Consider the following 25,101-nt stretch of genomic DNA (forward strand, 5'->3'; position numbering starts at 1 on the left):
TGAGCCGGCTCATGGTGTTCCCGTCACCGAACGACGGGTACCCGCCCTTGACACGGGAGGAGGCACAGTGCTTTTCGTCGTCATGGGCTGCTCGGTGGCCTTCGCGCTGCTCGCGGTGGAGGTGATACACCGGTTGGTCCGCCGTTTCACCCTCAGCGGCAAGATGTACCGGCCGGGACAGGTGTTCGGGGCGTTGCTGGCCGCCCAGATAAGCCTGAGCGTCTACCCGGTGGACGCGCCGGTCGTGCTGCACGTGCTGGGCATCGCGTTGATCCTGGCGGGAGCGTGGTTGCTGGCGGCGCTGATCAGCACCCTTGTGGACGTTTCGCTGTCGCGGATTCGCACCGATGTCACGGACAACCGGCATGCGCGGCGGGTGCACACGCAGGTCGTGCTGGTGCGGCGGCTGGTGCTGGTGGTCATCGGGGTGCTGGCGATCGGCGCGATCCTGATGACGTTCCCCGGCGCGCGGGCGGTCGGGTCCACCGTGCTGGCCTCCGCCGCGGTCATCGGTGCGGTGGCGGCGTTCTCCGCGCAGTCGTTGCTGGGCAACCTGATCTCGGGGCTGCAGATCGCGTTCAGCGACGCGGTGCGGCTCGACGACGTCGTGGTGGTCGAGGGCGAGTGGGGGCGGGTCGAGGACATCACGCTGACGTACGTGGTGCTGCACCTGTGGGACGACCGGCGGATGGTGTTGCCCACCTCGTACTTCCTCAAGACGCCGTTCGAGAACTGGACGCGCACGCAGTCGGCGTTGCTCGGGACCGTGGAGCTCGATCTGGACTGGACGGTGCCGGTCGAGGCGATGCGGCAGGAGATGCGGTCCATGCTCGAGGGCAGCGACCTGTGGGACGGGCGGGTGTCGGTTCTGCAGGTCACGCAGGCCACGCAGGGGTTCGTGCGGTTGCGTGCGCTGGTGAGCGCCGCTGACGCCGGCAAGCTGTGGGACCTGCGGTGCCTGACGCGCGAGCACCTGGTGGACTGGGTGCAGCGACAGCACGGTGGCGCGTTGCCGCAGGTCAGGACGAAGGCAGTCATCGGGGTCAAGAAGGCCCAGCCCGCCGGTGACCAGCACACGGACGCTCGGGTGTTCGGTGAGAGCGCCGACGGCGAGCTGCGGGAGCAAGCGTTTGCGGGACCCAAGCCGTAGGGCGGTCCCCGATTTTCGGGCTCAGGCGTGCAACCGCCCGCGGAGGCCGTTCCGTCCTGGACACATGAGAAGACCGCTCGCCGTCGCGTTCTGCGCGCTGGCTCTCGGCAGTTGTGGTACGAACGGGTCTCCAGCCGTGCCCTTGGCGGAGGTACCGATCGTGTCCTCAGCAAAACCGGACAAGCTCCGGGTCGAGCAGGCGAAACGCGACGGCCACCTCACAGTGCCACTGATGATCTCCGTGCAGCCGGGACGCGACGAGGAGGTCGAGCAGGCACTGCAGAGGCTGGGCGCGACCGTCGAGTCGCGGGATCCCAGAATCGGCTACCTGCGCGCCGAGATGCCGGTCGACAAGGTGGAAGACGCGTATCTGATCACCGGTGTGTCCAAGGTGGACTTGGACGAGCCGCTCGGCAACAAGCTGCCAGAACCGTAGAAAGCCCCAGGATCTCGTGGACCCTGGGGCTTTCTGCGTACTACCTGGCTGCTAGCTGACTGCCTGGACGATCACGGCACCGCCACCGACGACGGTGTTGTCCGCCGTGCGCACCTCGAGCTCACCGCGCAGCACGCGGCCCGCACCGGGCTGGCCCAGCGGCGTGATGACGCCCGTCGCGTTCCACGTCGCACCGGCGGCGCGGTCGGCGTTGCTGTCCGTGACGGACAGCGTGCCGAGACCGGCCGAGGTGAAGACGTCGAAGTAGTCGAACTCCGTGGTGCCCGCGGGCACCGCGTAACCGTCCACCAGCGCGACCCAGTTGCCGGCGGCGGGGTTGTTGATCGTCACCGACTCCTCGGAGTCCGCGTCCGCCGACTGACCGGCGAGCACGCAGCTGCCCGACGTGCAGTTGTAGACGGACAGGTCGAGGTCAGCGCCCTGGTCGGCGGTGTTGCCGATCGTGACGGTGAGCTTCGACGAGCCGGCCGAGACCACGATCGCGTACTGCTGGGACTCCAGGTTCGCGATCGTCGGACGGGCCGTCTTGGCACTGCCGACAGCGCCCGCCGCGAGCCGGCCGTTGAAGCTGGCCAGCGCGTTCGTGACGGTGTAGGAGCGCTCGATCGGGGTGCCCAGCGTGCCGGACGCGATGGTGTCCGGGTTCGGGCTGATCGCCGCGCCGAGCACGGACGCGGTCACCGAGTACGGCGCCACGTCGGCGTCGGAGGTGCGACGCGCCTCGATCACGATCTCCCACACGCCGGCCATCGGGCTGGCCACCGTGCGGCTCGTCGGCGTGCCACCGGCACAACCGGCGCCCGCGTCCGGGTTGTAGCAGTTGGTCGACGTGTTGCTGTCGAAGCCGATGCCCTGCGGGGTGTAGCGCAGGAAGCGGACCTGGCCCTTGCCGGCCTCGGCACCGCCCGCGTTCATGTCGACCTTCAGCGCGGTCGTGCCCTTGGGCACGTTCACGAAGAGGCTCGTCGACTGGTTGCGCGCGATCGTGCCGGACTTGGTGATCGAGAACTTGTTGGCGGCGTTGAAGTTCTCCGCCGCGAACACGGTGTTCAGGGTCTGCGAGTCGACGCCGGGGGTCTCCGGGTTGTCGAGCTGCAGGACGGCGCTGTGCACGCCCGCGGTCTTGGCCTTGACCTTGACGGCGAACTGGACCGGCGTGTTCAGCGGCAGTTCGACCTTCTTCGGCGCCGTGAACGTGCCGTCGTTGCCCTTCCAGGAAACGTTGTACGTCTCGTCGTCGTGGCCCGTGGTGCGGGTCAGCGTGTAGGTGCGGGTGTACTCCTGGCCCGCGGTCACGCCTTCACGGTCGTGGATGCCGACACCGACGTTCGGGGTGGCCAGCAGGCCACCGAGGACGGTGTTGACCGCGACGGACGTGGTGACCTGGTCCGGCACGGAGTGCTTGTCCAGCAGCGTCCACGCGGCGTTGGTGTTGAAGAGGCCCGCGCCCTGCTCGTAGGCACCGAGGGTGCTCACGTAGTTCGCGCTGCGCTGGATCGCGTAGCGCAGCTCGGCGCTGGTGGGCTTCTGGCCGTTGTGCGTGGCCTTGAACGCGCTCACGAGCAGCGCGGCGGCACCGGTCGCCTGCGGGGCGGCCATCGACGTGCCGTTGAACTGCGAGTAGCCGGGCGGGAGGGCGTAGGTGCCCGCCACCGGGCCGCCGGCCTGCCAGCGCGGCGTGGTGGAGATCGCCGAGCCGGGCGCGACGATGTTCGGCTTGAAGCCGCCGTCCTCACGCGGGCCGCGCGACGAGAAGCCGTGCAGGTTCTGCTTCTGCGCGGTCTTCGAGCCGTAGTTGGAGAGCCAGGTCTCCTTGGTGATGTACGAGCCGACGCTCACCGCGTCCGTGGCGACCGACGGGTCACCGACGGTGTTGGCGCCCGCGCCCGAGTTGCCCGCCGAGATGAAGATCTGGACGTTGTACTCGTTGATCGTGCGGTTGTAGAGCTCCGCACGGGCGTTGTTGCCGTCGTTGAGGGCCGGGAGGCCACCGATGGAGATGTTCACGACGTCGGCGCCGTTGCGCGCGGCGTAGAGGACACCGTCGATGAGACCGGAGCTCGTGCAGGAGGGCGTGGTGAGGCAGGCCTTGATGGCCATCAGCTTCGCACCGGGCGCCGCACCGGCCATCTTGCCGTCGAACATCTTGTGCGCCGCGGTGATGCCGGCGACGTGCGTGCCGTGCGCGGCCGAAATGCCCAGGTTGACGTACGGCGTGCCCGCGTTGTCGTAGATCGAGCGGTCGGTCTGCACGACGAACGCGATGCGGTCCATCACCGGGGTCGCGGGGTTGTCGGTTCCGAAGAAACCGCTGTCCTGCTTGACCTTGTAGTCGATCATGCGCTTGTTGTTGGTGAAGTTGCCGTCACCATCGGTGTCGACGAAGACCTCCTTCGTCGTGATGTCCTGGAGGACACCGAACGAGTCCGTGCGGTCGCCGTCGCGGTTGATGTCGCCGCCGGTCTCGCTGTTGGAGAGGTTCAGGTCGCCCGCGGTCTCGCTGAAGAGGCCGAACGAGTAGGGGCCACCGGTCGCCGGCGCGGTCCACTCGCGACCGCTCTCGGTGAACTTGCCGACGCGGCCGGTCTTGGTCATCGTGACCCAGGTGCCGTCGCCGGAGTTCGTGGCGTTCGCGTTGTACCAGTCGATGATCTTGCGCTCACCGGTGCTGGTCGTCTGCAGGGCAGGCGTGTCCAGGTCGATACCGGAGTCGATCACGGCGATCGTGGTGCCGCGGCCGTCCCACTTCGGGTGCGCGACGGCGAACTGGGCCGCCTGCGTGTCCTGCGTCGGCATGTACGGGTTGACGCGCGGCGTCTTCGAGTCCGGCGCCTTCTGCGGAGCGGGCTGCTCCATGCCTTCGGGACGCGGGTTGTCGAGGGCGACGAGGCCGTCGACGTCCACCGTGCTGACCGAGGCCAGCTTGGCGGCCTTCGCCGCGTTCTCACGCGGGATGGTCACCTTGACGTAGTCGACGTCCTTCTCGGTCTTCTGGACCGTGGCGCCGAGCGCCTTGAGGTCGGCGACCGCGGCGTCGGTCTTGCCGTCCTCGGCGGCGACCAGCAGGTCGACGGTCGGCCTGCCCTCGCGGGCCGCCTGGTCGACGAGCGCCCGGTCCTGCTTGTCCAGCTGCTTGTCAGCGGCCGGCTGCTGCTGGGGTGCGTTCTGCGCGATGGCAGGGGTGGCGGCGAAGCCGAACCCTGTAGTGCCCAACACCGCGGTCAGCAAGACCGTTCCGGTGCGGCGTCTCCAGTTCTTCACGGCGCATGTGCCCTTCGTGGGGTAAAGAGTGCTCCGAAGCACATCTCTTCGCCTCGCGGAGGGCAATCGTCGGACCGGACTAATTCTCAGATCCACATTGGACTGTTCAGCGGCTTGAACGGGCACGCTTTTAATGCTGCGCGTTTCTTTTCCAACGTGGAACGAGCAACCGTCCTCCAGTCAAGAGCTGATGGAGGGGAATGTCAAGGCTGTGTCAACGGTGAACGGCCTTGGCGTGTAACAGGATCCCGGCATCAGGCGATGGACTGATCGCCATTTCCGCCCATTAGCCCACGTAATCTCGCACGCAGGCGCCCGACGATCCCCTGCGGGATGGCGAGCACTTTAGGCTGCGCTCCGCACGCGGGGCAGTGGGCGCGATGTGCGACGAGGGCCTGCTGGAGTTCCGTCACTTGCTTCGCGGTCCGTTCGGGCACCGAGTCCTTTTTGATCGAGAGCAGGCTCAGCTCGGTCAGCGAGTGCCGGCCACGGCGCAGCCGTGCCGTGGGCGCGATGGTGTGGAAGAAGACCAGGTTCCGCTTGCGCGCGGGTTCGACCACCTCGACGTCGCACCACTCGACGGTGACCTGCCGGTCGAGCCCGTTCGACGTGATGCCTTCGCTCGTGACCTTGGTGCCCATCTTGAAGGTCCGCCAAGCCACCGTGCCGCCCATGAGGAACCACAGGCCACCGAAGACGTAGCCGTACCAGGGACCGTTCACGGCCGCGAGCGGACCGACGGCGGCCACGGCGACGCCGAGGCCGAACAGGACCCATCTCCACCTGGTGTGCATGTCTCCATCCTGTTTACCCGATCCTGTCCCTTGAACGCCGCCGGAGCCAGTTTTGTTGAACGCCGTTCGGCAGGACTGACGGCCGGTCAGGCGCTACCTTGCGCCCATGGACCTGAAGCCGGTCGCCGACGAGCTCTACGGCCTGCCTCCGAAGGACTTCACCGCGGCCCGCAACGCCGCGGCGAAACAGGCCGACGACAAGGACCTGGCCAGGGCCATCCAGGAGCTCCGCAAGCCCACCGTCGGCGCCTGGGCGGTCAACAGGCTCGTGCGGGACGCTCCTGAGGGCCTGGAGGAGGCGCTGGGCCTCTCCACGGCGCAACTGACCATGCGCGAGCTGGGCCGCAAGCGCAAAGAGCTCATGGAGGCCCTGGTCTACCGCACGCTGGAGCTGACCGGGCCGCTCGCGGACGACGCCGTCACCCAGGTGCGCAACACGCTGACGGCCGCGATGGCCGACCCCGAGTCCGCCGAGCAGGTGCGCGCCGGGCACCTGACCAAGGCGCTGGAGTACTCGGGCTTCGGGTTCGCGCTCCCCACGCCCGAGCCGGCCCAGGCAGGCGAGGACGCGCTGGCCCGCAAGCGTCGGGAGCGGCAGGAACGCAAGCGGGCCGAGGCCCAGCAGGCGCTGGACGAGGCCGAGCAGGCCCTCGGCGAGGCCCAGGCGGACCAGCTGGCGGCGCAGCGGGCGTTCGACCGGGCCGCGGAACGGCTGGAGGACGCCAAGCGGGTCACGAGCGCGGCGGAGAAGGCGCGGAAGGCCGCCGAACGCAAGCTCAACGACCTGAGTTAGACCGGTCGAGCGGTCCCCACTCCTCGGAGTGCTGGGCGCCGACCAGCGACGAGCACTCCCGCAGCGCGCTGTCGGCCACCCAGGCGAGCGGCTCCAGGCAGTGCACCAGAGGCTCGTTGTCCGGGCCACGCCCGACCTCGGTGCCTCGCAGCACCCACGCGCGGACGCCGGGCCCGCGCAGGTCGCGCAGGTGGCGGTAGTCGAAGAGGCGGCGGGCCACCCACAGCTCGCGGGAACGGTCGTCCCACCACGGTTCGACGCGCAGCGGGCTCGCGGACAGACCGGGGAGCTCCACGCCGGTCAGCGAGTCGCGTGACGTGGAGGCGGCGTCGGCCTCAGGACCCCTGGACCAGCGCACGTAGACGTCCTCGCCGATGAAGCCCGTGAGTTCGGCGAGGCTCGTGATCGTCGGCAGCCGTGCTGTCACGCCACGTGACGTACCCGGCCGAAACTGCCGGAAACCTGAAGGCCGGCTGAAGGAATTGAGCCTGGTCACAGTGAAAGCCGACCGGAACACAGCGATCCGGTTGTACGTTCAACGAAGTGGTTGGCCGCTGGCGCTCGAGCTGCTCGCCAGGGCGATCCGGCACCCCCAGGCCGGAGAAGCCCTTCCGCAGGCGTCGCGTGCTCGCGCCGCGGTCAACCCGCCGTCGACCGGCACTCCGGTAACCCCCCTCACCGGCAGTGACGGTCGACGGCTCTTTCAGAGGTTGTACTGGTCGTGCCGCTCGTAGAACGCGACGAGCTCGGCCGGCGAGAGCCCCTTCGCGTCCCGGACCTCCAGGAAGAAGTCCTCGCGGGCGATCCCGGGCGAGAACAGGATCAGCATCCGCACCGGAGCGTCGCTGTCGTTGCGGAACGCGTGCGGACGATGAGAAGGCACGTAGAGGAAGTCGCCCTCGCCCGCCGTCACCCACTCCTCGCCGTCGAGCAGCGTGATCTCGCCCTCGAGCACGTAGAACGACTCCGAGAAGGTCTTGTGGAAGTGCGGCCGGGCGCCGGGCTGGCGGGCCTCCATCCGCCACTCGAACAGGCCGAACTCGCCGTTCGTGACGGACCCCGGCGCCACAAAACGCGTGGTCGCCGTCGTGAAGCCCACCTCGGAAGCCGGTCGGAAGCTCATCGGAACCCCATCCCCCAAAAAGTGAAATTGACTCAGGTCTCGTGTGTGACCAGCGGTAGATCTAGACTCGCCCGATGGCACATGACGCGGATGTCATCGTCGTCGGCGCGGGCCTCGCAGGTCTCGTCGCGACCGCAGAACTCGCGGACGCGGGTCGCAAGGTCATTCTCCTCGACCAGGAGCCTGAGGCGTCGCTCGGCGGCCAGGCCTGGTGGTCGTTCGGCGGGTTGTTCATGGTGGACACCCCCGAGCAGCGCAGGCTCCGGGTCAAGGACTCGCACGACCTGGCGTTGCAGGACTGGATGGGCTCGGCCGCGTTCGACCGGGAGGAGGACCACTGGCCACGGCTGTGGGCACAGGCCTATGTGGACTTCGCCTCCGGTGAGAAGCGCTCCTGGCTGCACAACATGGGAATGCGCTGGTTCCCGCTCGTGCAGTGGGCCGAGCGCGGCGGCTACCTGGCCGACGGGCACGGCAACACGGTGCCGCGCTTCCACGTCACGTGGGGCACCGGGCCGGGCGTCGTCGAGCCGTTCGAGCGCCGGGTGCGGGAGGCCGTCGCGAAGGGACTCGTGACGCTCAAGTTCCGCCACAAGGTCACGAACGTCAACGTCACCAACGGTGTGTGCGACGGCGTGTCCGGCGACGTGCTGGAGGCCTCGTCGACCGGCAGGGCCGAACCGAGCTCGCGAACGGTCGCGGGCGACTTCTCGTTCTCGGCGCAGGCCGTGATCGTCACGTCCGGCGGCATCGGCGGCAACCACGACCTCGTGCGCAAGAACTGGCCGGAGCGGATGGGCACGCCGCCGAAGTTCATGCTGGCCGGTGTGCCGGACTTCGTGGACGGCTCGATGATGGAGATCACCCAGAAGGCCGGCGGCGCGATCATCAACGCCGACCGCATGTGGCACTACCCCGAGGGCATCGCCAACTACGACCCGGTGTGGTCGCGGCACGGCATCCGCATCCTGCCCGGCCCGTCGCCGCTGTGGCTCGACGCCGAGGGCAGGAGGCTGCCGATCCCGCTCTTCCCCGGCTTCGACTCGCTGGGGTCGTTGCAGCACATCACCTCGCTCGGCCACGAGCACTCGTGGTTCGTGCTGAACAAGAGGATCATCGGCAAGGAGTTCGCGCTGTCGGGCTCCGAGCAGAACCCGGACCTCACGGGCAAGGACACGAAGGCCGTCCTCAAGCGCGCACTGCCGGGCGCCGTGGCACCCGTCGAGGCGTTCGCGCAGAAGTCCAAGGAGTTCATCCAGGCGGGCACGGTCGCGGACCTGGCCCGCGGCATGAACGCGCTGACCGGCGACTCGCGGATCGACGCGGCCCAGTTGGAGAAGACGATCGTCGAGCGCGACCGCCAGGTCACCGCAGGACTCAGCAAGGACATGCAGGTCAACGCGATCCGCGCTGCACGGCACTTCCTGACCGACAAGCTGATCCGCGTCGTCGAGCCGCACCGGCTGCTCGACCCCAAGGCCGGTCCGCTGATCGCGGTCAGGCTCTCGGTCGTCACGCGCAAGACGCTGGGCGGCCTGCACACCGACCTGTCGTCGCGGGTGCTCGACAACTCCGGCGAGGTGCTGCCGGGCCTGTACGCCGCCGGTGAGGCCGCCGGGTTCGGTGGCGGTGGCGTGCACGGCTACCGCGCGCTGGAGGGCACGTTCCTCGGCGGCTGCCTGTTCTCCGGCCGGGTGGCCGGGCGCGCGGCGGCGGAGGCCGTCAAGTAGGTCCCGCGTGGTGGACGCGGGTTGACGGTCCCCGGGCTTGCGGCTGTGCTGGAAGGCATGACGCAGATCGGTGTTCTGGTCGGCAACCCGCGGCCCGCCTCGCGCACGCTGCAGGCGGCCCTGGCCCTGCGCGAGGCCGTCGCCGCGGCGCTGGGCGTGCCCGTCGAGGGGCCGGTCGTCGAGGCGGCCGCTCTGGCACCCGCCGTGTTCACGGAACCGGACACGATCAAGGCCGCGCTGGCGGCGCTCGGGCAGGCCGAGGTGCTGGTCGTGGCGACGCCGACGTACAAGGCCGCGTACACCGGTCTGCTGAAGGCCGTGCTGGACCAGGCACCGCCGGGCTGGCTGAAGGGCAAGCTCGTCGTCCCGCTGCAGATCGCCGCGTCCGACAGGCACGCCCTCGCCGTCGAGGTGCACCTGCGACCGGTGCTCGCCGAACTGGGTGCGGTGGTGCCACAGGCTTTCTTCCTCAACGAGGCCGCGCTTCCCGCCGACGCCGCGGACTTCGACCTGGACGCGCTGAAGGTGCTGCGATGAAGGACCAGCTGCGCGACGCGCTGAGGCACCACGCCCAGGCCGTCACGATCGTCACGGCCACCGGGCCCGAAGGTCCGGTCGGCACAACGGTTTCCTCGTTCACCTCCGTCTCGTTCGAACCACCGCTCGTGGTCGTGTGGATCGGCGAGGGCGCGTCGGTGTGGCCGGTGCTGCGCACCGCGCCGCTGTTCGCCGTGCACCTCCTGGACGCCGCGCAGACCGGGCTCGCGGACCTGTTCGCCACCAAGGGCGTCGACAGGTTCGGCCCGGGAACTCGGTGGCAGGAGGACGACGACGGCGTGCCGTGGCTGCTGGACGCACCGGTCCGGCTGCGGTGCCGGACCGCGCGCCGGATCGCGGTCGGCGACCACGTGGCGCTGGTCGGCGAACCGCTGGACATCACGCACTCCGACCTCGCCGCGCCCCTGGTGCGGCACCAGGGGCGCTACACCTCAGTCGCTTAGCTGGCGCAGGACCTCCCGCGCCAGCCCGTCGTTCTGCCGGAACGCCGGGGCGTTCGTGTTCGGCCGCGCGAACGCCGCGAACGCCTTCCCCGTCGTGCAGGGCCCCACAGCGAACCGGACCGGGTCCTCGTCGCCGTTCTCGTTGATCAGGCGCCCCACCGGCGACACCCGCACCAGCCCGGCGGCGTCCTCGGAGACGTCGCCGGCCGCGCGCAACGACCGCAGCACCGGGTCCGCCGTGCGCGACAGCGAGTGCGTCGGCAGGCGGGCCTCGATCAGTCCGTTGGCGCGCACCACGTCCGGCGTCGTCGCGCTGCCCGCCACGAAGGCGCCTTCGACCGCCTCCACCCACATGTCGGCGCCGAGGAACCGCACGATTCCCGCACGCGACAACGCCAGCAGCTCCTCCAGCCGGTCCGGCGGCGGGCCCGAGGCCAGGTAGCTGAAGTAGCCGTGCCACCAGCCGTCGAACGGCATGAGCCCCGCGAGCTGGCCGTAGACCGACAGCAGTGCCAGGAACGCCCCGAGGTCGGCGCTGTGCCGTGGATCGGAACGCCGGGCCACATCGGCCTCGACGTAGGAACGCAGGTGCTCTTGGAACTCCTCCCCGGACCCGAACGTCACGCCGGTCAGCGGCCGGTCGAGCCGTTCGAAGTCGATGCGGTCGGCCGGATCGGGCACGGCGAGCTCCTCCAGCGCTCGCATCTCGTTGCTGTACCAGGGGAACGCGGTGAACGAGGCGGCGAACTCCACGAACGGCATCCGCACCAGGCCGGGGTGTCCGGTGAAGAGCTCGTGGTAGTGACCCCAGGCGATCTCCTTGGCCATCAACGGCCACACGTCGTCCCGGAAGTCCAGCTCGCGGCCCTGCAAGGCGTCCGCGACGAAGAAGTGCGGCATCGACGGACGGGTTCCCTGCAGCCGGTAGCCGGTCTTCGAGTGGTACGGCACGCCTCGCCGCGAACCCACGTACAGCGTCGGTTCCGCCCCGGACGGCACGTAGGAAAGCTGCCCGTCGGAACGCACGTACCGGCCGCCGCGGCCCTCGGTCAACAACACCATGAGGTCGACGAACGCGAGCCCGAACCCGCGCAGCACCACATCACCGGACACGGCCGACAGGTCCGCGTCGGCCGAGTACAGCGGCGGCACGTAGATCAGGCCGTGCTCCGACGCGTGCTCGGCGAGCTTGCGGTGTTCGGGTTCCGGTTCGGCGTCCAGGTGTCCCAGGGCGAGCACCAGGACGTCCGCGGTCAGCGAGGAGCCGTTGTCGAGCCACACCCGGTTGCCGTCGACCTTCGTCGCCAATGCCTGATGCACGGTCACAGAGATGTTCGGAGGCAGAGATTTCCTCACGTGGTCGAAGAACCATGCCAGGTATCTGCTCTGCACCTGACGCGAAGGGAACGCCGTCGGGTCGATGCCGGTCCACTCCGCCAGCGACGGGCCGGGGCGGATCGGACCGAGACCGTCGAACGAGTCGTCCGTGAAGACGGTGACGTCCTCGGCCATGGAGTTCATGCGCAGCAACGGGGATTGGGCGTGCCGCCACACCCGGCCCGCACCCGGCGGGAACGGGTCGACGACGTGCACGGCCAGGGTCTGGGTGGGTGACTGGGCGGCGATGCGTTCCAGCAGGCCGGCGGCACGGGGGCCGCCGCCGATCACGACGAGTGAGCGCATGCGCGTCTTTCCGTTGGAGGGCAACGAGAAACGAGCCACGTCCCTCAACGCGAACACCACCACGGTACCCCGCGCGTGCAAGCAAATCCCGCTCTGTGGACGTCGTTGCGACGAGCCTGGTCCGGGTGTGCACTCGAAGGGCGCCTCCCTCAACGCGCCCTGCTCCCTCTACCAGTTCTGGGGAATCGGTCATGCCAGTTGAGTTTCTCGGGATCGCCGCCACCAACGACGGGTCGGAAACGACGCCGCGGTCGTCCAGCGGCGCGTTCGACAAGGACTACACGCTCAGGCTCGCGAGGGCGCACGAGGAGCACGGCTGGGACCGCGTGCTGTTCGCCTACGGATCGGGTGCGCCGGAACCCTCGGCAGCGGCCGCCTACCTGGCCAGCAAGCTCGACAAGCTGCAGATCCTGCTGGCACACCGGCCGAACGTCAGCTACCCGACGTTCGCGGCGAAGACGTTCGCGACGCTCGACCAGATCAGCGACGGCCGGCTGACCGTGCACTTCATCACCGGTGGCACCGACCACGAGCAGCAGCGCGAGGGCGACTACCTGACCAAGGACCAGCGCTACGGCCGCACCCGCGAGTACATCCAGATCGTCAAGAAGGCCTGGACCAGCAGGTCCGCGTTCGACCACGACGGCGAGCACTACCACTTCGCGGACTTCGTGAGCGACGTGTTCCCCGTCCGGCAACCACGCCCGGACGTGTCGTTCGGCGGCTCCTCCCCCGCGGCCTACGCGGCGGGCGGTGCGGAGGCCGACATCTTCTGCCTGTGGGGCGAGCCGCTGGCCGAGACCGCGCAGCAGATCGAGTCGGTGAAGCACGCCGCGAAGGACGCCGGGCGCACGGACGTGCCGCGGATCCAGGTCGCGTTCCGGCCGATCATCGCGCCGACCGAGGAACTGGCCTGGGAGAAGGCCCACCGCACGGTCGACCGGATCGAGGCGCGGAAGGCGAACGGGCCGCTGAGCCGGCGGCACTCGCTGACCAGCCCGGAGAACACCGGCTCGCAACGACTTCTGGCGGTCGCGGACCGCGGCGAGCGGTTCGACCGTGCACTGTGGACACCGACGGCGAAGGCGACCGGCGGGGCCGGCAACTCCAACGCGCTGGTCGGCACGCCGGAGACCGTCGCGCAGGCGCTGCTGGACTACTACGACCTCGGCGTCGACATCCTGTCCGCCCGCGGCTACGACCTACTCGGCGACGCGATCGACTTCGGCCGGTACGTGATCCCGATCGTGCGCGAGGAGGTCGCGAAGCGAGACCGGGCCAAGGCCGCATGACGACTCTCGAAGTGCGCCGCGTCCGGCAGTCGGATCCGGCCGCGGCGCCATTGGTCGCTGAACTCACGTACGAATACACCTCTCGCTACGGACCAATGGGCGCAGAGGAGATGCGACGACCGGCGGACGTGTTCGAGCCGCCGAACGGACAGTTCCTACTGCTGATGGAAGCAGGAGAAGCCGTCGCGGGCGGTGCGTTCAAGCGGTTCGACGCGGAAACCGCCGAGATGAAACGGATCTGGACGCATTCACAACACCGCCGGCGCGGATTGGCGCGACGGGTGCTCGTGGAACTGGAGAACGAGGCCAGAACGTTTGGGTACAGCAGGATCTACCTCACCACGGGACCGCGCCAGCCCGAGGCGAAAGGGCTGTACCTGGCGACCGGCTACACACCGTTGTTCGACGTTGACACAGACCCCCTGACAATTGGCCCACTGGCCTTCAGCAAGGTGATTCATTAGTTCAAACGAGTGAAATCGTGGTCGATTCGTCGATTCTCGACCGGGATTCGGGGTTCGGTTGGACAGGTACTGACTGATCAGTAAGCTTTCCCGTCGGACCCACTCCTGGTGGTGGTACCGCGTCAGCCGATCGAGCAGATCACCCCCGGTCCCCCACGAACGGCCACCTGAGCTGAATGAACATGGTCTACAGCCGAGAGCTCGCCGTTCACTGGGCGGCGGCGATCTCCAACACCCTCGTCGCGAACTTCACTCGCGCGAAGCTCGAGCAACTGCTGGGCGGCTACGTCGAGCAGTTGCTCAGCGGTGGGGTGGACCAGGCGCGGCAGGTCGGCCGGTCCATGGTCGAGCACGACTTCATCGCCTCGGCGACGCTGGAGAAGTCGCTCACGTCCCTGGGTGAGCACACAGCGGTCACGCCGGCCCAGCTGGCCGCGCTCGCCGCCGGGTACGCGGACGGGCTGCGCGACCGCACGCTCGACCAGCAGGAGCTCAGCCGCACGGCCGCGATCACCACGATGCGCCGGGCCGAGGCCGCCGTCCGGGCGAGCGAGGCCAAGTTCCGCGCGGTCTTCGAGAGCTCGGCGTTCGGCATCGTCGTGAGCGGCCCCAAGGGCGAGATCATCGACGTCAACGAGGCGTTGCTCGCGATGCTCGACTACAAGCACGAGGACCTGAGCAAGATGAGCGGCCGCGACATCGTGCACCCGGACGACCGGGCCGGGCTGCGGGAGCTGACGAAGCAGCTGATCGCGTCCGAGCACGACAACGTCCGGGTCGAGAAGCGGATGGTCCGCAGCGACGGCGAGACGATCCAGACGCACATGGCGATCTCGGTGGTGCGCGAGGAGGACGGCACGCCGCCGTACCTCGTCACCATGATCGAGAACATGAGCGAGATGCGCGCGCTGCAGACGCAGCTGGTGCGGCAGAGCCTCAACGACGTGCAGACCGGGCTGCCGAACCGCGCGCAGTTCCTCGGCTGGCTCGAGGGCGTGGCCGGTTCGAAGGGGCCGGGAACGCTCGCGCTCGTGCAGGTCGACATCGACGGGTTCCGCGGTGTGAACGACGCGTTCGGGCACGAGGCCGGCAACCGGGTGCTGATGCACGTCGCGACGCACCTGCGGGCGGTGTTCTCCGAGGAGGTCGCCAAGGTCGCGCGCATCGGCGAGGACGAGTTCGGCGTGCTGGTCAGGGACCCGCAGGACGTGCGGAGCGTGGTCGCCCTGGTCGAGGACTTCACCGCACGCCTGGAGGAGCCGATCTGGATCGGCTCGCACGGCGTCGGCGTGACGACGAGCGTCGGCATCGTGGCGCGGGCGGCGCGCGGCGGTGACTCGGCGGACCTGTTGCGCGCGGCGGACGTCACGGTCGGCTGGGCCAAGCGCGACGGCAAGGCGCAGTGGGCGCTGTACGACCACGAACGGGACGCGCACGACAAGCAGAGGTACGCGCTCGCGGCTTCGATCCCTGGTGCCCTCGAAGAGGGGCAGTTCCGCGTCGACTACCTGCCCGTCCACTCGCTGACCGACGGCTCGGTGCTCGCGCTGGAGGCCAAGATCGTCTGGGACCACCCCGAACGCGGGGTGCTGTGCCCGGACGCGTTCCTCGGCCAGTCGTCGAACAACGGCATGATCGTCCGCCTGGTGCACTGGGCGCTGGAGGCCGCGTGCCGGCACGCGGCCGACTGGCACCTGGCGCTGGGCTCGCGGATGCCCGCGCTGTCGATCGACCTGCCGCCGCGGCTGTGCCAGGAGCCCGAGCTCGTCGCCGAGGTCGCCCGCGTGCTGGAGCGCACCGGCCTGCCCGCGTCGTTGCTGCGCTTCGAACTGCACGAGCACCTGCCGGCGTTGCTGAACGACGAACAGCTCGACGAGCTGACGATCCTCGCCGAGCGCGGCATCGGGCTGGTGCTGGACCAGATGAACGGCGGCAACGTCGGTGTCGACCGGCTGCGCCAGTTGCCGTTGAGCGGCGTGAAGTTCACCGGTGCCGTCGTGCACGGTCTCGACGAGGGCGCGAACCGCGTGGAGGCGAGCGCCTCGGTCGCCCTGCTGCGGTGGGCAACGTTACTCAAGCTGCCGCTCTACGCCGAGGACGTGCGGACCGCCGCCGAGGCCGCGAGGCTGGCGGAGCTGGGCGTGACGGGCGGGCAGGGCACGCACTTCGGGCCGCCGCTGTCGGCCGCCGAGGTCTCCGCGCTCTTTCTCAGCTAGTTCTTATCAGGGTTTTCGAGGGTTTCGGCACAGCTGGCTCACATGATGGGGGTCCATCGTGAAGTCATGACCGAGCAGAGCTTCCCCGCGATGAGCGGGACACTGGTGGAACCGCAGCCCGCCGTCGTCGCGCCGAAGTTCTGGCGCCGATCGGCCCCGATGCTCACGGCCGCGGCACTCGTCGCCGGCCTGTTCGGAGGCGTCACCGGAGCGGTGATCGCCTCGCCGGACGCCACCCCTGCGTCCACCACCGTCTCCGCGCAGACGATCTCGAACACGTCCACACTGGACTGGAGCGCCGTCGCGTCCGACGTGCTGCCCTCGGTGGTCCAGGTGAACGTCGGCAACGGCCTCGGCTCCGGCGTGGTCCTCTCCGCGGACGGCAAGGTCCTCACCAACAACCACGTCGTCGCCTCGGCCGGTGGCCAGATCACGGTGAAGTTCAACGACGGCCGCGAACTGCCGGCCACCGTCGTCAACACCGACCCCACCTCGGACCTCGCCGTGCTGCAGGTCTCCGGGGCGTCCGACCTGACGCCGATCAAGTGGGCGGACTCCGGCTCGGTGAAGGTCGGCGACGCGGTGATGGCCATCGGCTCGCCGTCCGGGCTGCAGGGCACCGTGACGACCGGCATCGTGTCCGCGCTGGACCGCAAGGTGACCGTGCCGGGCGAGACCCGCCGCGCGTCTTCCGTGTCTTACCAGGCGATCCAGACCGACGCGTCGATCAACCCCGGCAACTCCGGTGGCGCGCTGGTGAACGCGGCCGGCGAGCTGATCGGCATCAACTCGGCGATCTACTCGCCGGCGTCCAGCAGCGGTGAGGCCGGGAGCGTGGGCATCGGGTTCGCGATCCCGTCCAACACGGCCAAGCAGATCGTGGACCAGCTGAGCTAGCGTCCCCAGGATCAGGGCCGCGGCACGGAGCCGCGGCCCTTCGTCCGTCTCAGGACAGCCAGTCCGGGCGCAACGGCATGTGCGACGTCGTCCCGTCCAGCCTCACCCCGAGCACCTGGTGCAGCTGGATGTTGTTGCGCTCGAACCCGAGTCGTGACGCCGCGAGGTACAGCCGCCACACCCGCGCCCGCGCCTCGCCGACCTCCTCGACCGCCTCTTCCCAGTGCGTGTCGAGGTTCTTGCTCCAGGCGGCGAGCGTGAGGGCGTAGTGCTCGCGGATGTTCTCCTCGTGCCGCACCTCGAACCCGGTGTCGTGCATCAGCGACACGAGGTGGCCGGGCCCGACCAGCTCGCCGTCCGGGAACACGTACCGGTCGATGAACGGCCCCGACAACGCCCGCTGCTTGTTGTCCGGCCGGGTGATGCAGTGGTTCAGCAGCCGGCCGCCGGGCTTCAGCTTCCGGTACAGCGAATCGAAGTACGCGGGCAGCTTGGCCTTGCCGATGTGCTCGGTCAGGCCGATGGACGACACCGCGTCGAACCCGGTCTCCCGCACGTCGCGGTAGTCGAGGTGCCGCACCTCGGCGAGGTCCGACAACCCTGCCTCGACGATCGCCTTCTGCGCCCACTCCGCCTGGTTGCGCGACAACGTCACGCCGATCGCCCGCACCCCGTACTCGCGGGCCGCGTGCATGACCATGCCGCCCCAGCCGCAGCCCACGTCCAGCAGTCTCATGCCGGGCTTGAGCCCCAGCTTGCGCGCCACCAGGTCGTGCTTGGCGAACTGGGCTTCCTCCAAAGTGGAGTGCGCGGTCGGGTACACCGCGCAGGTGTAGGCCATCGACGGGCCGAGGACCCACGCGTAGAACTGGTTCGAGACGTCGTAGTGGTGCGCGATGGCCTGCGAGTCGCGGGCCTTGGAGTGCCGCAGGCCGCGCAGGCGCGTCTCCTGCGGCGGTGGAGACACCTTGTGCGACAACCGGATCCGGCCGAGGAACCGCAGCAGCTCGACCCGTTGCAGCCACGGGAGCTCTCGCAGCGAGAACTCCGACAGCCGGGAGAGGCCGGCGTGCACGTCGCCGAGTATCTCCAGGTGACCCGTCACGTAGGCACGGGCCAGCCCCAGTTCACCGGGTGCGGAAGCCAGGTAGGACAGGGCTTCCGGTGTTTTGATGTCGATGGACACCGAGGCCGCGGAAGGCCCGGCGGTACTGCCGTCGTAGGCCTGGAAGCGAACGTCGCTGCCACCTGTGATGCTCTGGAAAATGGAGGCCAACCGCATTCATCGTCCCCTGACACACTTGGCGTACAGATCAGGCAGGCGGTTCGTCTGGTCGTACCGGGCCTTCACGGACCGGTAGTGCGAACCGTTGTAGTGCCGCCAGAACTCGTCCTCCGTGTAGTAGGAGTCCGAGTACAGCGACTTGTGGCCGCCCAGCCGCGCCACCTCGCGCTCGATCAGCCGGTTGCGGTCACCCATCTTCTCCCCCGGTCGTACCGGGACCTCCGACCAGAACCCGACGTTGACGTACAACGTGTCCCTGTCCATCGGGTACAGCGGCCAGCCGGTGTTGTCGCGCAGGCGAACGGGACACAGCCACACCGGCGAGATGCCGATCTCGCGGTCGAAGAAGTCGAGGAAGTCGGCCAGTCCGGCGACCGGGATCTCCACGTCCTGGATCACCGGCTCGACGTCCGTGCGCGGCCTCAGCTGCCGATGCTTCGCGACGAGCTTGCGGTACACGTCCGAACGCAGGTAGCGCTTCGGCCACATGCGACGGACGACGGGGTTCTGCGCGCCGAACGCCCGCGAGCACCAGAACCAGTCGGTGTCCCAGCGCCACAGGTAGTCGTGGATCGTCAGGTGGTCCGTGCGGCGTTTCTGGATGGAACGGTAGTAGATCTGGTTGCCGGTGTAGTCCGACGTGTAGGGCGCGATGTCGGCGTAGTGGCCCAACGTCAGGTACATCTCACCCCGTGAGAACACGGTGCCGTCGACGAAGTCCGCCGAGCCGTCCTCGCAGACCTCCTCGATGACGGCGGCGCACTCCGCGAACGAACCGAACGGCACGTGCCGCAACCGGACGTACTGGCGCACCGGCTCCAGTTCGATCTCCAGCCGCAGCGCGTAGCCCAGCGTCCCGTAGGAGTTGGGGAACGCGCGGAACAGGTCGTCGTCCGGCTTGGCGACGACCACCTCGCCGTCGCCGGTGAGGATCTCCAGCTCCCGCACGGACTCGTGCGGCAGCCCGTTGCGGAAGGACGTGGACTCGATGCCGAGCCCGGCGACCGCACCGCCGATGGTGATGGTTTTGAGCTGCGGCACCACCAACGGCATCAAGCCGTGGGGAAGTGTCGCGGCGACGAGGTTCTCGTAGGTGGTCATGCCCTGCACCTGTGCGGTGCGTCCGGCCGGGTCCACGGACAGGACCTGGTCGAACCTGCCGACGTCGAGCCCGCCGGCCTGGTCGGCGCGGAACCGGAAGAGGTTCGACGTCTTCTTCGCGAGCCGCACTGGCGCACCTTCGCGCATCGCGGCGTACTGCGCGCTCAGCGCAGCCACGGCCGAGCTGTGCCCATGGTCACTCACAGGAACGACGTTATTCCTCGTCAGCGCCGTTGTCGCGCCCAAAAGCCCGAATGGGCCAGCGATCTTCACCCGCACCCTGCCCAAAGTTACTTGCGAGTAGTAACGTGCGGGCATGGCTACGCACGAGGTGACCAACCAGGTCCCGCTGCTGAGCGGCCACGACGTCGCGGACGACCCGGCCCTGCTCAGCTGGGTCGACGACGCCGAACTGCACTCGCTGGGCAGGCTCGCGGGCAGCTCCGAGTGGCAGGAGCACGGCAGGCTCGCAAACGCTCACCCGCCGGTGCTGCACACACACGACCGGTTCGGGAACAGGATCGACGAGGTCGAGTTCCACCCCGCCTGGCACCAACTGATGGACGTCGCTGTTACGCACGGGTTGCACGCCTATGTCGACGGTGGACACCTGGAGCGGGCAGCCAAGTTCTACGTGTGGTCCCAGGTCGAGGCCGGCCACGGATGTCCGATTTCGATGACTTACGCCTCTGTGCCCGCTTTGCGAGTCGCGCCGGATCTGGCCGGGAGCTACGAACCCCTTCTCACTGCACGGAACTACGACTTCGGCCTGCGCGCACCGCTGTCCAAGCAGGGCCTGATCGCCGGCATGTCCATGACCGAGAAGCAGGGCGGATCAGACGTCCGCGCGAACACCACCGTCGCGAAGCCGGTCGCCGACGGCTACCTGCTGACCGGCCACAAGTGGTTCACCTCGGCGCCCATGTCGGACGTGTTCCTGACCCTCGCGCAGGCGCCCGGCGGACTGACGTGCTTCCTCGTGCCGCGAGTGCTCCCGGACGGCACGCGCAACCGGTTCTTCCTGCAGCGCCTGAAGGACAAGCTGGGCAACAAGTCCAACGCCTCCGCCGAGATCGAGTACGACGAGGCGTTCGCGCACCGCGTCGGCGACGAGGGCCGCGGCGTGCGGACCATCATCGAGATGGTCAACATGACCCGGCTCGACTGCGTTCTCGGCAGCGCCGCGGGCATGCGCGCGGGCCTCAGGCAGGCCGCGCACCACGCCGCGCACCGCAAGGCGTTCGGCAGCTACCTGGTCGACCAGCCCGCCATGCGCAACGTGCTGGCGGACCTCGCGATCGAGTCCGAGGCGGCGACCACGGCCGCGATGTGGCTCGCGCAGAACCGGCCGCGGCTCGGCCTCGCGGTCACCAAGTACTGGGTGTGCAAGCGCGGTCCCGTGCACGCGGCCGAGGCGCTGGAGTGCCTGGGCGGCAACGGGTACATCGAGGACAGCGGGATGCCGCGGCTGTTCCGCGAGTCGCCGCTGATGTCGATCTGGGAGGGCTCCGGCAACGTCGCCGCGCTCGACGTCCTGCGCGCGATGAAGAGGGAACCCGACTCGGTGCAGGAGTTCCTCGCCGCCGTCACCGGGGTCGACCGGCGCATCGACAGGGCTTTGAACGAGCTCGGCACCGCCCTGTCCGATGTGGACGAGTCGCAGGCGCGCCGGGTCGTGGAGAAGATGGCGCTGATCCTGCAGGGTGCTCTGCTGGTGAAGCACGGGCACCCCGCCGTCGCGGACGCGTTCCTCGGTTCACGGCTGGGCGGGGACTGGGGAGTCGCGTTCGGCACGCTCCCCAAGTCCACCGACTTCGCCTCGATCATCGACCGGGCTGCCCCTAAAACCTAGGCAGGGCAACCGTTCTCCCGGCGCGGTGAATCCGGGCCGTACAGGTCACCGGTCAGGTAGACGCACGCGGGCTGCTGCTCGAAGTCGTAGATGTCGGCGATCTCGAGGATCGTGAAGTTCCTCGTCTCGCCGACCCTGGACACCTTGAAGTCCGTACGCCCCGTGGCGCCGAAGAACTCCAGTTCGCGCAGTTCCCCGCCGATCGCGCCGCGGTGCGGGGTGTACCCGGCCAGGCGGGCCTGGGCGTTGCGCACGGCGTCGAGGAAGAGCCCTGCCGCGTCGTAGGCGACCGCCATGTGCTCGCCGGGCCACGGCTTGGCCGGCTTGTCCTCCCGCGGCAGTGCGGAGTCCTGGACCTCCTTGGCCAGCTTGCTGTAGCCGGCGCAGAAGGCGTCCAGAGGCAGTCCGCCGCGGACCCCGGCGTCCGGCTTGCCGTCGACGCAGGACTTGCCCGCGAGCACGACGAGTCCGGCCATGCTCACGTAGGACACGCGCATGCCGGCCAGCGAGTCGCGCTTGCGGCTCGCCTCCTGTGCGATGAACCGGATGATCGCGTCGTCCGCGAGGATGCGCGGCAGGCGGTCCTTGTCGTAGCAGTTCCTGCCGACCGCCTGCAGGAACTCGCCGAAGTGCTCCTCGCGGCCTGCGAAGAACACGAGTTCGCTGGAGTGGTCCTCGACGCACTGCGACGGCACCTCCTGCGGCCCGCCGGCCCACTCGCGCGCCTCGAACGTCACGCCCGACCTGGCCAGCTCCTGGCCCAGGACCGCGACCAGGTTGTCGAGGTAGACGTCGTCCTGCTTCAGCTTCGGGTGGTGGATCGTCACCTTGGTCGCGCGGACGTGCTGCGCGTACCTCCGGACGAGGTCGGCCTGCCTGACGTTGCCGGGGATCAGCTGGAAGTACATCGTCGAGAGCTTCGGCAGCGACGCCTCGGTGAGGGTGGTGCCGATGGTCGGCACACCGAGCGACCCGAGCGAGGTGATGACCTTCCTGGTCTGCTCGACGCTGCGGTCGAGGCCGATCACGCCGATGATGCTCGGATCCCTTTCCAGCAACGGGGTCAGCATCTCCGCCAGCACGTCGTACGCGCGGTCCATCTTCGCGCCGCCGTTCGCGACCACGATGCGCAGCAACGGCCCCGAACTGGACCTGTCGTTCTGCTGCCGCTGCTTGAGCAGCATCCCCTCCAGTTCCTCCGCCCTGGAGTGGTCGGCGTCGGGGTTGCTGTCCTTGTGGGTGAGGCTCGAGAAGTAGAGCAACGAGACGAGCGGGCGTTCGCCGTTCGACTCGTGCAGCCGCTCGGCCTCCTCGTTCTGCGCGAACACCGCCTTCTGCGTCCACCTCAGCCGCTCGTTCGACCCGAACACCTGGTTGTCGTTGTCGCTGTAGCCGACGCATTCGGCGTGCCCGTCGACGTCCATCAGACGCGTCGACACCCCCGGCGAGACGGCGGAACCGACGAGCGCGCAGTTCGCCTGGAGGTGGTTCTGCACGGTCACGAACCCCGGCAGCAGCAACACCACGGCGATCGCCGCGATGATCGTCTCCAGCCGCCTCGGGCGCGCGAGCCACTTCACCGGGGCCGCGGTGAACGCGGGCGCTCCCTTCCACTTCTTCTTGTCCTGGTGAGCGAACGGCAGCCTGATCATCAGGTAGCGGGCGTCCGGCGCGAGCATCTGCCGTTTGCGCGGCAGCTCCTCCCGCCACGTCGCCAGCGCGTCCGCGGTCTCGTCCGGCGCGACCGGCGTGGTCCCGAGCCGCTGCGACAACGCCGGTTGCACCGAACTGGCGGCGATCACCAGCAGGGGGTCGGCCTCGCCGGTCTCGTTGCGGACGTCGTTGATCAGCTCCAGCAGCTCCCAGCCGCCGTTGTCCTTCGTCACGCCGTCGAGCAGCACGGGGATGTAGGCCGTGCGCCGGAAGCCGGCCCTGCGCGGCAGGAACCGCCGGCGGCGCCGGTAGGAGATCCGCAGGTCCTCCAGGAACGCGTGCACGAGCAGCAGCTTGATCTGCTCCTCGTTCTCGGACTCGCGCCTGCCCAGCGTGAGCCGCTCGGCGAACCCGAGGAACTCGATGGAGTGGTGGGGCAGCGCGAAGTTCTGCCCGCGCATGAACCACTTCGACTCACGCGCGAGCCCCGGCACCCGCTTGCCGAGCCACCGGAAGCCGGCCTTGCTGCCGACCCAGGCGACCAGCCCGAGGCCCAGCCTCGTCACGAGGTTCGGGATGAACGCGTCGACGGCCCGGTTCAGCGCCTCGCCGTCCTCGCCGGTCCTGCCGGTCCACTGCCGCAGCAGCTCGATGACGCTCGCCCGGTCGTCCCGCCCCGGTTTGCGCGGCAGCCGCTTGCTCGTGAGCCAGTCGACGAGCCGGTAGTGGTCGAAGCGCGTCAGCCGCTCGGAGCCGACGTGGACCTCCGACAACCGATGGCTCAACACGTCCAGCAACGGCAGCAGCGGCGGCGTCTCGCGCGCTTCCGGTGGCCATCTCTTGTCCACTTCCCCACGCACCGAGGACACGTCGACATAAGCGTGCGGTATTGCCGGGCGACCCTCGTCGAGCTTGTGTTCGAGAGCACGCAGAAATGGCGTCGGACTGGCTTCACTCTCCAGGTAGAGCAACGGAAGCGGCTGGTCACCGACCACTTCCTCGGTCTTGCTCCGGTAGAAGAAGCCGGGCCGGTCACACAGGCCGTGAATGACTTCGAGAAGAACGTTCAAACCCGGGAAAACCGGTTCTGGCCGACTACCTGTCATCTGCACCCTCACACTCGTGCGGAAGGCAGATGACGGTAGCCGGACAGGAGGATTCGAACCTGCGGTTTGAGGTTATTCAGCCGGAACGGACTAAAGGCCCAGCTCGCGGGCGATCAGCATCTTCTGCACCTCGGAGGTGCCCTCGCCGATCTCCAGGATCTTGGCGTCGCGGTAGAACCGCCCGACCGGGTACTCGTTCATGAAGCCGTAGCCGCCGAAGATCTGCGTGGCGTCGCGGGCGTTGTCCATCGCCGCCTCGGACGACACGAGCTTCGCGATGGCCGCCTGCTTCTTGAACGGCTCGCCGCGCAGCATCCGGGACGCGGCCTCGTAGTAGGCCAGGCGCGCGGTGTGCACGCGGGCCTCCATCTCGGCGATCTTGAACTGGATGGCCTGGTACGTGCCGATCTTCGCGCCGAACGTCTCGCGCTCGTGGGCGTAGCGGACCGACTCGTCCACGCAGCCCTGGGCGAGGCCGACCGACAGCGCGGCGATGGCGACGCGGCCCTCGTCCAGCGTGCGCAGGAACTGGGCGAAGCCGCGGCCTCGTGTGCCGAGCAGGTTCGCCGCGGGCACGCGGCAGTCCTGGAAGGACAGTTCGCGGGTGTCGGAGGCGCTCCAGCCGACCTTGGAGTACTTCTTCGACACCGTGAAGCCCGGGGTGCCGGACGGGACGATGATCGAGGAGATCTCCTTGCGGCCGTCGGGCCGGGTGCCCGTGACCGCGGCGACCGTCACCAGGCCGGTGATGTCCGTGCCGGAGTTCGTGATGAACGCCTTGGTGCCGTTGATGACCCACTCGTCGCCTTCGAGGCGCGCGGTGGTGGCGAGGGCGCCCGCGTCCGAGCCGGAGCCCGGTTCGGTGAGGCCGAACGCGCCGAGCTTCTGGCCGGACGTCAGGGAAGGCAGCCACTCGGCCTTCTGCTCGTCGGTGCCGAAGCGGTAGATGGGCATGGCGCCCAGCGACGTGGCCGCCTCCACCGTGATCGCGACCGACGAGTCGACGCGAGCGAGCTCCTCGAGCGTGATGCACAGGGCGAAGTAGTCGCCGCCCATGCCGCCGTGCTCCTCGGGGAACGGCAGGCCGAGCAGGCCCATCTGCCCCATCTTCGCGACGAGCGGGTACGGGAACTCGCAGCGCTCGTAGTAGTCGCCGATGACCGGGGCGACCTCGTCGCGCGCGAACTCCTCGACGGTCTTGCGCAGGTCCTCGTACTCGCTCGGGAGCCTGAAGTCCAACATT

At 68.9% G+C, this 25,101-nt stretch carries 20 protein-coding genes; 11 read left to right on the forward strand and 9 right to left on the reverse strand.

Going from position 1 to position 25,101, the window contains the following annotated elements; all coding sequences use genetic code 11:
- Positions 1-67: 67 nt before the first annotated feature.
- Positions 68-1,150: a mechanosensitive ion channel family protein gene (locus DFR72_RS08320; RefSeq protein ID WP_245982660.1), complete on the forward strand. Its 1,083-nt coding sequence runs from the start codon at positions 68-70 to the stop codon at positions 1,148-1,150.
- A 160-nt stretch (positions 1,151-1,310) separates the two neighbouring features.
- On the forward strand, positions 1,311-1,586 hold the full coding sequence (locus DFR72_RS08325; RefSeq protein ID WP_143086799.1) for a hypothetical protein: 276 nt from the start codon (positions 1,311-1,313) through the stop codon (positions 1,584-1,586).
- A gap of 51 nt (positions 1,587-1,637) precedes the next feature.
- Here DFR72_RS08325 and DFR72_RS08330 read toward each other — a convergent pair whose 3' ends face one another.
- Both DFR72_RS08330 and DFR72_RS08335 read right to left on the reverse strand, forming a co-directional pair.
- Entirely contained in the window at positions 1,638-4,868 is a 3,231-nt protein-coding gene (locus tag DFR72_RS08330) for a S8 family serine peptidase (protein ID WP_090067438.1), read from the reverse strand.
- Positions 4,869-5,122: 254 nt separating this feature from the next.
- On the reverse strand, positions 5,123-5,662 hold the full coding sequence (locus DFR72_RS08335) for a hypothetical protein (protein ID WP_090067437.1): 540 nt from the start codon (positions 5,660-5,662) through the stop codon (positions 5,123-5,125).
- Positions 5,663-5,768: 106 nt separating this feature from the next.
- Between DFR72_RS08335 and DFR72_RS08340 the strand changes: the two genes are divergently transcribed.
- Positions 5,769-6,455 carry a hypothetical protein gene (locus DFR72_RS08340; RefSeq protein WP_090067436.1) on the forward strand — a complete coding sequence of 229 codons (687 nt, stop codon included), beginning with the start codon at positions 5,769-5,771 and terminating at the stop codon, positions 6,453-6,455.
- Here DFR72_RS08340 and DFR72_RS08345 read toward each other — a convergent pair.
- Both DFR72_RS08345 and DFR72_RS08350 read right to left on the reverse strand, forming a co-directional pair.
- Positions 6,439-6,882, reverse strand: a complete 444-nt coding sequence (locus tag DFR72_RS08345) for a DUF6098 family protein (RefSeq protein ID WP_090067435.1) — start codon at positions 6,880-6,882, stop codon at positions 6,439-6,441. The two genes, DFR72_RS08340 and DFR72_RS08345, sit on opposite strands and share 17 nt — an antisense overlap.
- 276 nt (positions 6,883-7,158) lie before the next feature.
- Entirely contained in the window at positions 7,159-7,578 is a 420-nt protein-coding gene (locus DFR72_RS08350; protein WP_090067434.1) for a cupin domain-containing protein, read from the reverse strand.
- A 74-nt stretch (positions 7,579-7,652) separates the two neighbouring features.
- Between DFR72_RS08350 and DFR72_RS08355 the strand changes: the two genes are divergently transcribed.
- Genes DFR72_RS08355 through DFR72_RS08365 form a run of 3 tightly spaced genes read left to right on the forward strand, consistent with a single transcriptional unit; the run spans position 7,653 to position 10,309 of the window.
- Positions 7,653-9,308 (forward strand): FAD-binding dehydrogenase, encoded by a 1,656-nt coding sequence (locus DFR72_RS08355; protein WP_090067433.1) that lies wholly within the window; start codon positions 7,653-7,655, stop codon positions 9,306-9,308.
- Between the two features lie 57 nt (positions 9,309-9,365).
- The gene (locus DFR72_RS08360; protein WP_143086798.1) at positions 9,366-9,845 is read left to right on the forward strand and encodes an NADPH-dependent FMN reductase; all 480 of its coding nucleotides are present in this window, start codon (positions 9,366-9,368) and stop codon (positions 9,843-9,845) included.
- Positions 9,842-10,309 carry a flavin reductase family protein gene (locus DFR72_RS08365; RefSeq protein ID WP_090067431.1) on the forward strand — a complete coding sequence of 156 codons (468 nt, stop codon included), beginning with the start codon at positions 9,842-9,844 and terminating at the stop codon, positions 10,307-10,309. Before DFR72_RS08360 ends, DFR72_RS08365 begins: the two co-directional genes overlap by 4 nt.
- On the opposite strand, the gene DFR72_RS08370 is transcribed toward DFR72_RS08365, so the two are convergent.
- Positions 10,298-11,992: an FAD/NAD(P)-binding protein gene (locus DFR72_RS08370; RefSeq protein ID WP_090067502.1), complete on the reverse strand. Its 1,695-nt coding sequence runs from the start codon at positions 11,990-11,992 to the stop codon at positions 10,298-10,300. The genes DFR72_RS08365 and DFR72_RS08370 overlap by 12 nt on opposite strands.
- 191 nt (positions 11,993-12,183) lie before the next feature.
- On the opposite strand from DFR72_RS08370, the gene DFR72_RS08375 reads away from it, so the two are divergent.
- The 4 genes from DFR72_RS08375 (at position 12,184) to DFR72_RS08390 (ending at position 16,861) form a co-directional block, all read left to right on the forward strand.
- Positions 12,184-13,284, forward strand: coding sequence for an LLM class flavin-dependent oxidoreductase (locus DFR72_RS08375; RefSeq protein WP_090067430.1), 1,101 nt, complete (start codon positions 12,184-12,186; stop codon positions 13,282-13,284).
- Entirely contained in the window at positions 13,281-13,748 is a 468-nt protein-coding gene (locus DFR72_RS08380) for a GNAT family N-acetyltransferase (protein WP_090067429.1), read from the forward strand. The genes DFR72_RS08375 and DFR72_RS08380 overlap by 4 nt, the downstream gene beginning before the upstream one ends.
- Before the next feature lie 182 nt (positions 13,749-13,930).
- Positions 13,931-15,964: a putative bifunctional diguanylate cyclase/phosphodiesterase gene (locus tag DFR72_RS08385; protein ID WP_170176176.1), complete on the forward strand. Its 2,034-nt coding sequence runs from the start codon at positions 13,931-13,933 to the stop codon at positions 15,962-15,964.
- Between the two features lie 66 nt (positions 15,965-16,030).
- On the forward strand, positions 16,031-16,861 hold the full coding sequence (locus DFR72_RS08390; RefSeq protein WP_090067427.1) for a S1C family serine protease: 831 nt from the start codon (positions 16,031-16,033) through the stop codon (positions 16,859-16,861).
- 49 nt (positions 16,862-16,910) lie between these two features.
- Here DFR72_RS08390 and DFR72_RS08395 read toward each other — a convergent pair whose 3' ends face one another.
- Together DFR72_RS08395 and DFR72_RS08400 are read right to left on the reverse strand one after the other, a co-directional pair.
- On the reverse strand, positions 16,911-18,143 hold the full coding sequence (locus DFR72_RS08395) for an SAM-dependent methyltransferase (RefSeq protein ID WP_090067426.1): 1,233 nt from the start codon (positions 18,141-18,143) through the stop codon (positions 16,911-16,913).
- Positions 18,144-19,451: an FAD-binding oxidoreductase gene (locus DFR72_RS08400; protein WP_425459875.1), complete on the reverse strand. Its 1,308-nt coding sequence runs from the start codon at positions 19,449-19,451 to the stop codon at positions 18,144-18,146. It abuts the gene before it with no gap.
- Positions 19,452-19,563: 112 nt separating this feature from the next.
- Between DFR72_RS08400 and DFR72_RS08405 the strand changes: the two genes are divergently transcribed.
- Entirely contained in the window at positions 19,564-21,099 is a 1,536-nt protein-coding gene (locus DFR72_RS08405) for an acyl-CoA dehydrogenase family protein (protein WP_090067424.1), read from the forward strand.
- On the opposite strand, the gene DFR72_RS08410 is transcribed toward DFR72_RS08405, so the two are convergent.
- Both DFR72_RS08410 and DFR72_RS08415 read right to left on the reverse strand, forming a co-directional pair.
- Positions 21,096-23,612: a hypothetical protein gene (locus DFR72_RS08410; protein WP_143086797.1), complete on the reverse strand. Its 2,517-nt coding sequence runs from the start codon at positions 23,610-23,612 to the stop codon at positions 21,096-21,098. The two genes, DFR72_RS08405 and DFR72_RS08410, sit on opposite strands and share 4 nt — an antisense overlap.
- 336 nt (positions 23,613-23,948) lie before the next feature.
- Positions 23,949-25,100: an acyl-CoA dehydrogenase family protein gene (locus DFR72_RS08415; protein ID WP_090067422.1), complete on the reverse strand. Its 1,152-nt coding sequence runs from the start codon at positions 25,098-25,100 to the stop codon at positions 23,949-23,951.
- Between the last annotated feature and the right edge of the window lies 1 nt (position 25,101).

The organism is Lentzea flaviverrucosa (genome assembly GCF_003350445.1).
Taxonomy (GTDB): Bacteria; Actinomycetota; Actinomycetes; order Mycobacteriales; family Pseudonocardiaceae; genus Lentzea; species Lentzea californiensis.

Excerpts from the sequence above, each read along its gene's own strand:
- DFR72_RS08365 (WP_090067431.1), top strand. The coding sequence starts at position 9,842 with ATGAAGGACCAGCTGCGCGACGCGCTGAGGCACCACGCCCAGGCCGTC.
- DFR72_RS08395 (WP_090067426.1), bottom strand. The coding sequence starts at position 18,143 with ATGCGGTTGGCCTCCATTTTCCAGAGCATCACAGGTGGCAGCGACGTT.
- DFR72_RS08370 (WP_090067502.1), bottom strand. The coding sequence starts at position 11,992 with ATGCGCTCACTCGTCGTGATCGGCGGCGGCCCCCGTGCCGCCGGCCTG.
- DFR72_RS08405 (WP_090067424.1), top strand. The coding sequence starts at position 19,564 with ATGGCTACGCACGAGGTGACCAACCAGGTCCCGCTGCTGAGCGGCCAC.
- DFR72_RS08385 (WP_170176176.1), top strand. The coding sequence starts at position 13,931 with ATGGTCTACAGCCGAGAGCTCGCCGTTCACTGGGCGGCGGCGATCTCC.
- DFR72_RS08350 (WP_090067434.1), bottom strand. The coding sequence starts at position 7,578 with ATGAGCTTCCGACCGGCTTCCGAGGTGGGCTTCACGACGGCGACCACG.
- DFR72_RS08375 (WP_090067430.1), top strand. The coding sequence starts at position 12,184 with ATGCCAGTTGAGTTTCTCGGGATCGCCGCCACCAACGACGGGTCGGAA.
- DFR72_RS08355 (WP_090067433.1), top strand. The coding sequence starts at position 7,653 with ATGGCACATGACGCGGATGTCATCGTCGTCGGCGCGGGCCTCGCAGGT.
- DFR72_RS08340 (WP_090067436.1), top strand. The coding sequence starts at position 5,769 with ATGGACCTGAAGCCGGTCGCCGACGAGCTCTACGGCCTGCCTCCGAAG.
- DFR72_RS08335 (WP_090067437.1), bottom strand. The coding sequence starts at position 5,662 with ATGCACACCAGGTGGAGATGGGTCCTGTTCGGCCTCGGCGTCGCCGTG.
- DFR72_RS08380 (WP_090067429.1), top strand. The coding sequence starts at position 13,281 with ATGACGACTCTCGAAGTGCGCCGCGTCCGGCAGTCGGATCCGGCCGCG.
- DFR72_RS08415 (WP_090067422.1), bottom strand. The coding sequence starts at position 25,100 with ATGTTGGACTTCAGGCTCCCGAGCGAGTACGAGGACCTGCGCAAGACC.
- DFR72_RS08360 (WP_143086798.1), top strand. The coding sequence starts at position 9,366 with ATGACGCAGATCGGTGTTCTGGTCGGCAACCCGCGGCCCGCCTCGCGC.
- DFR72_RS08390 (WP_090067427.1), top strand. The coding sequence starts at position 16,031 with ATGACCGAGCAGAGCTTCCCCGCGATGAGCGGGACACTGGTGGAACCG.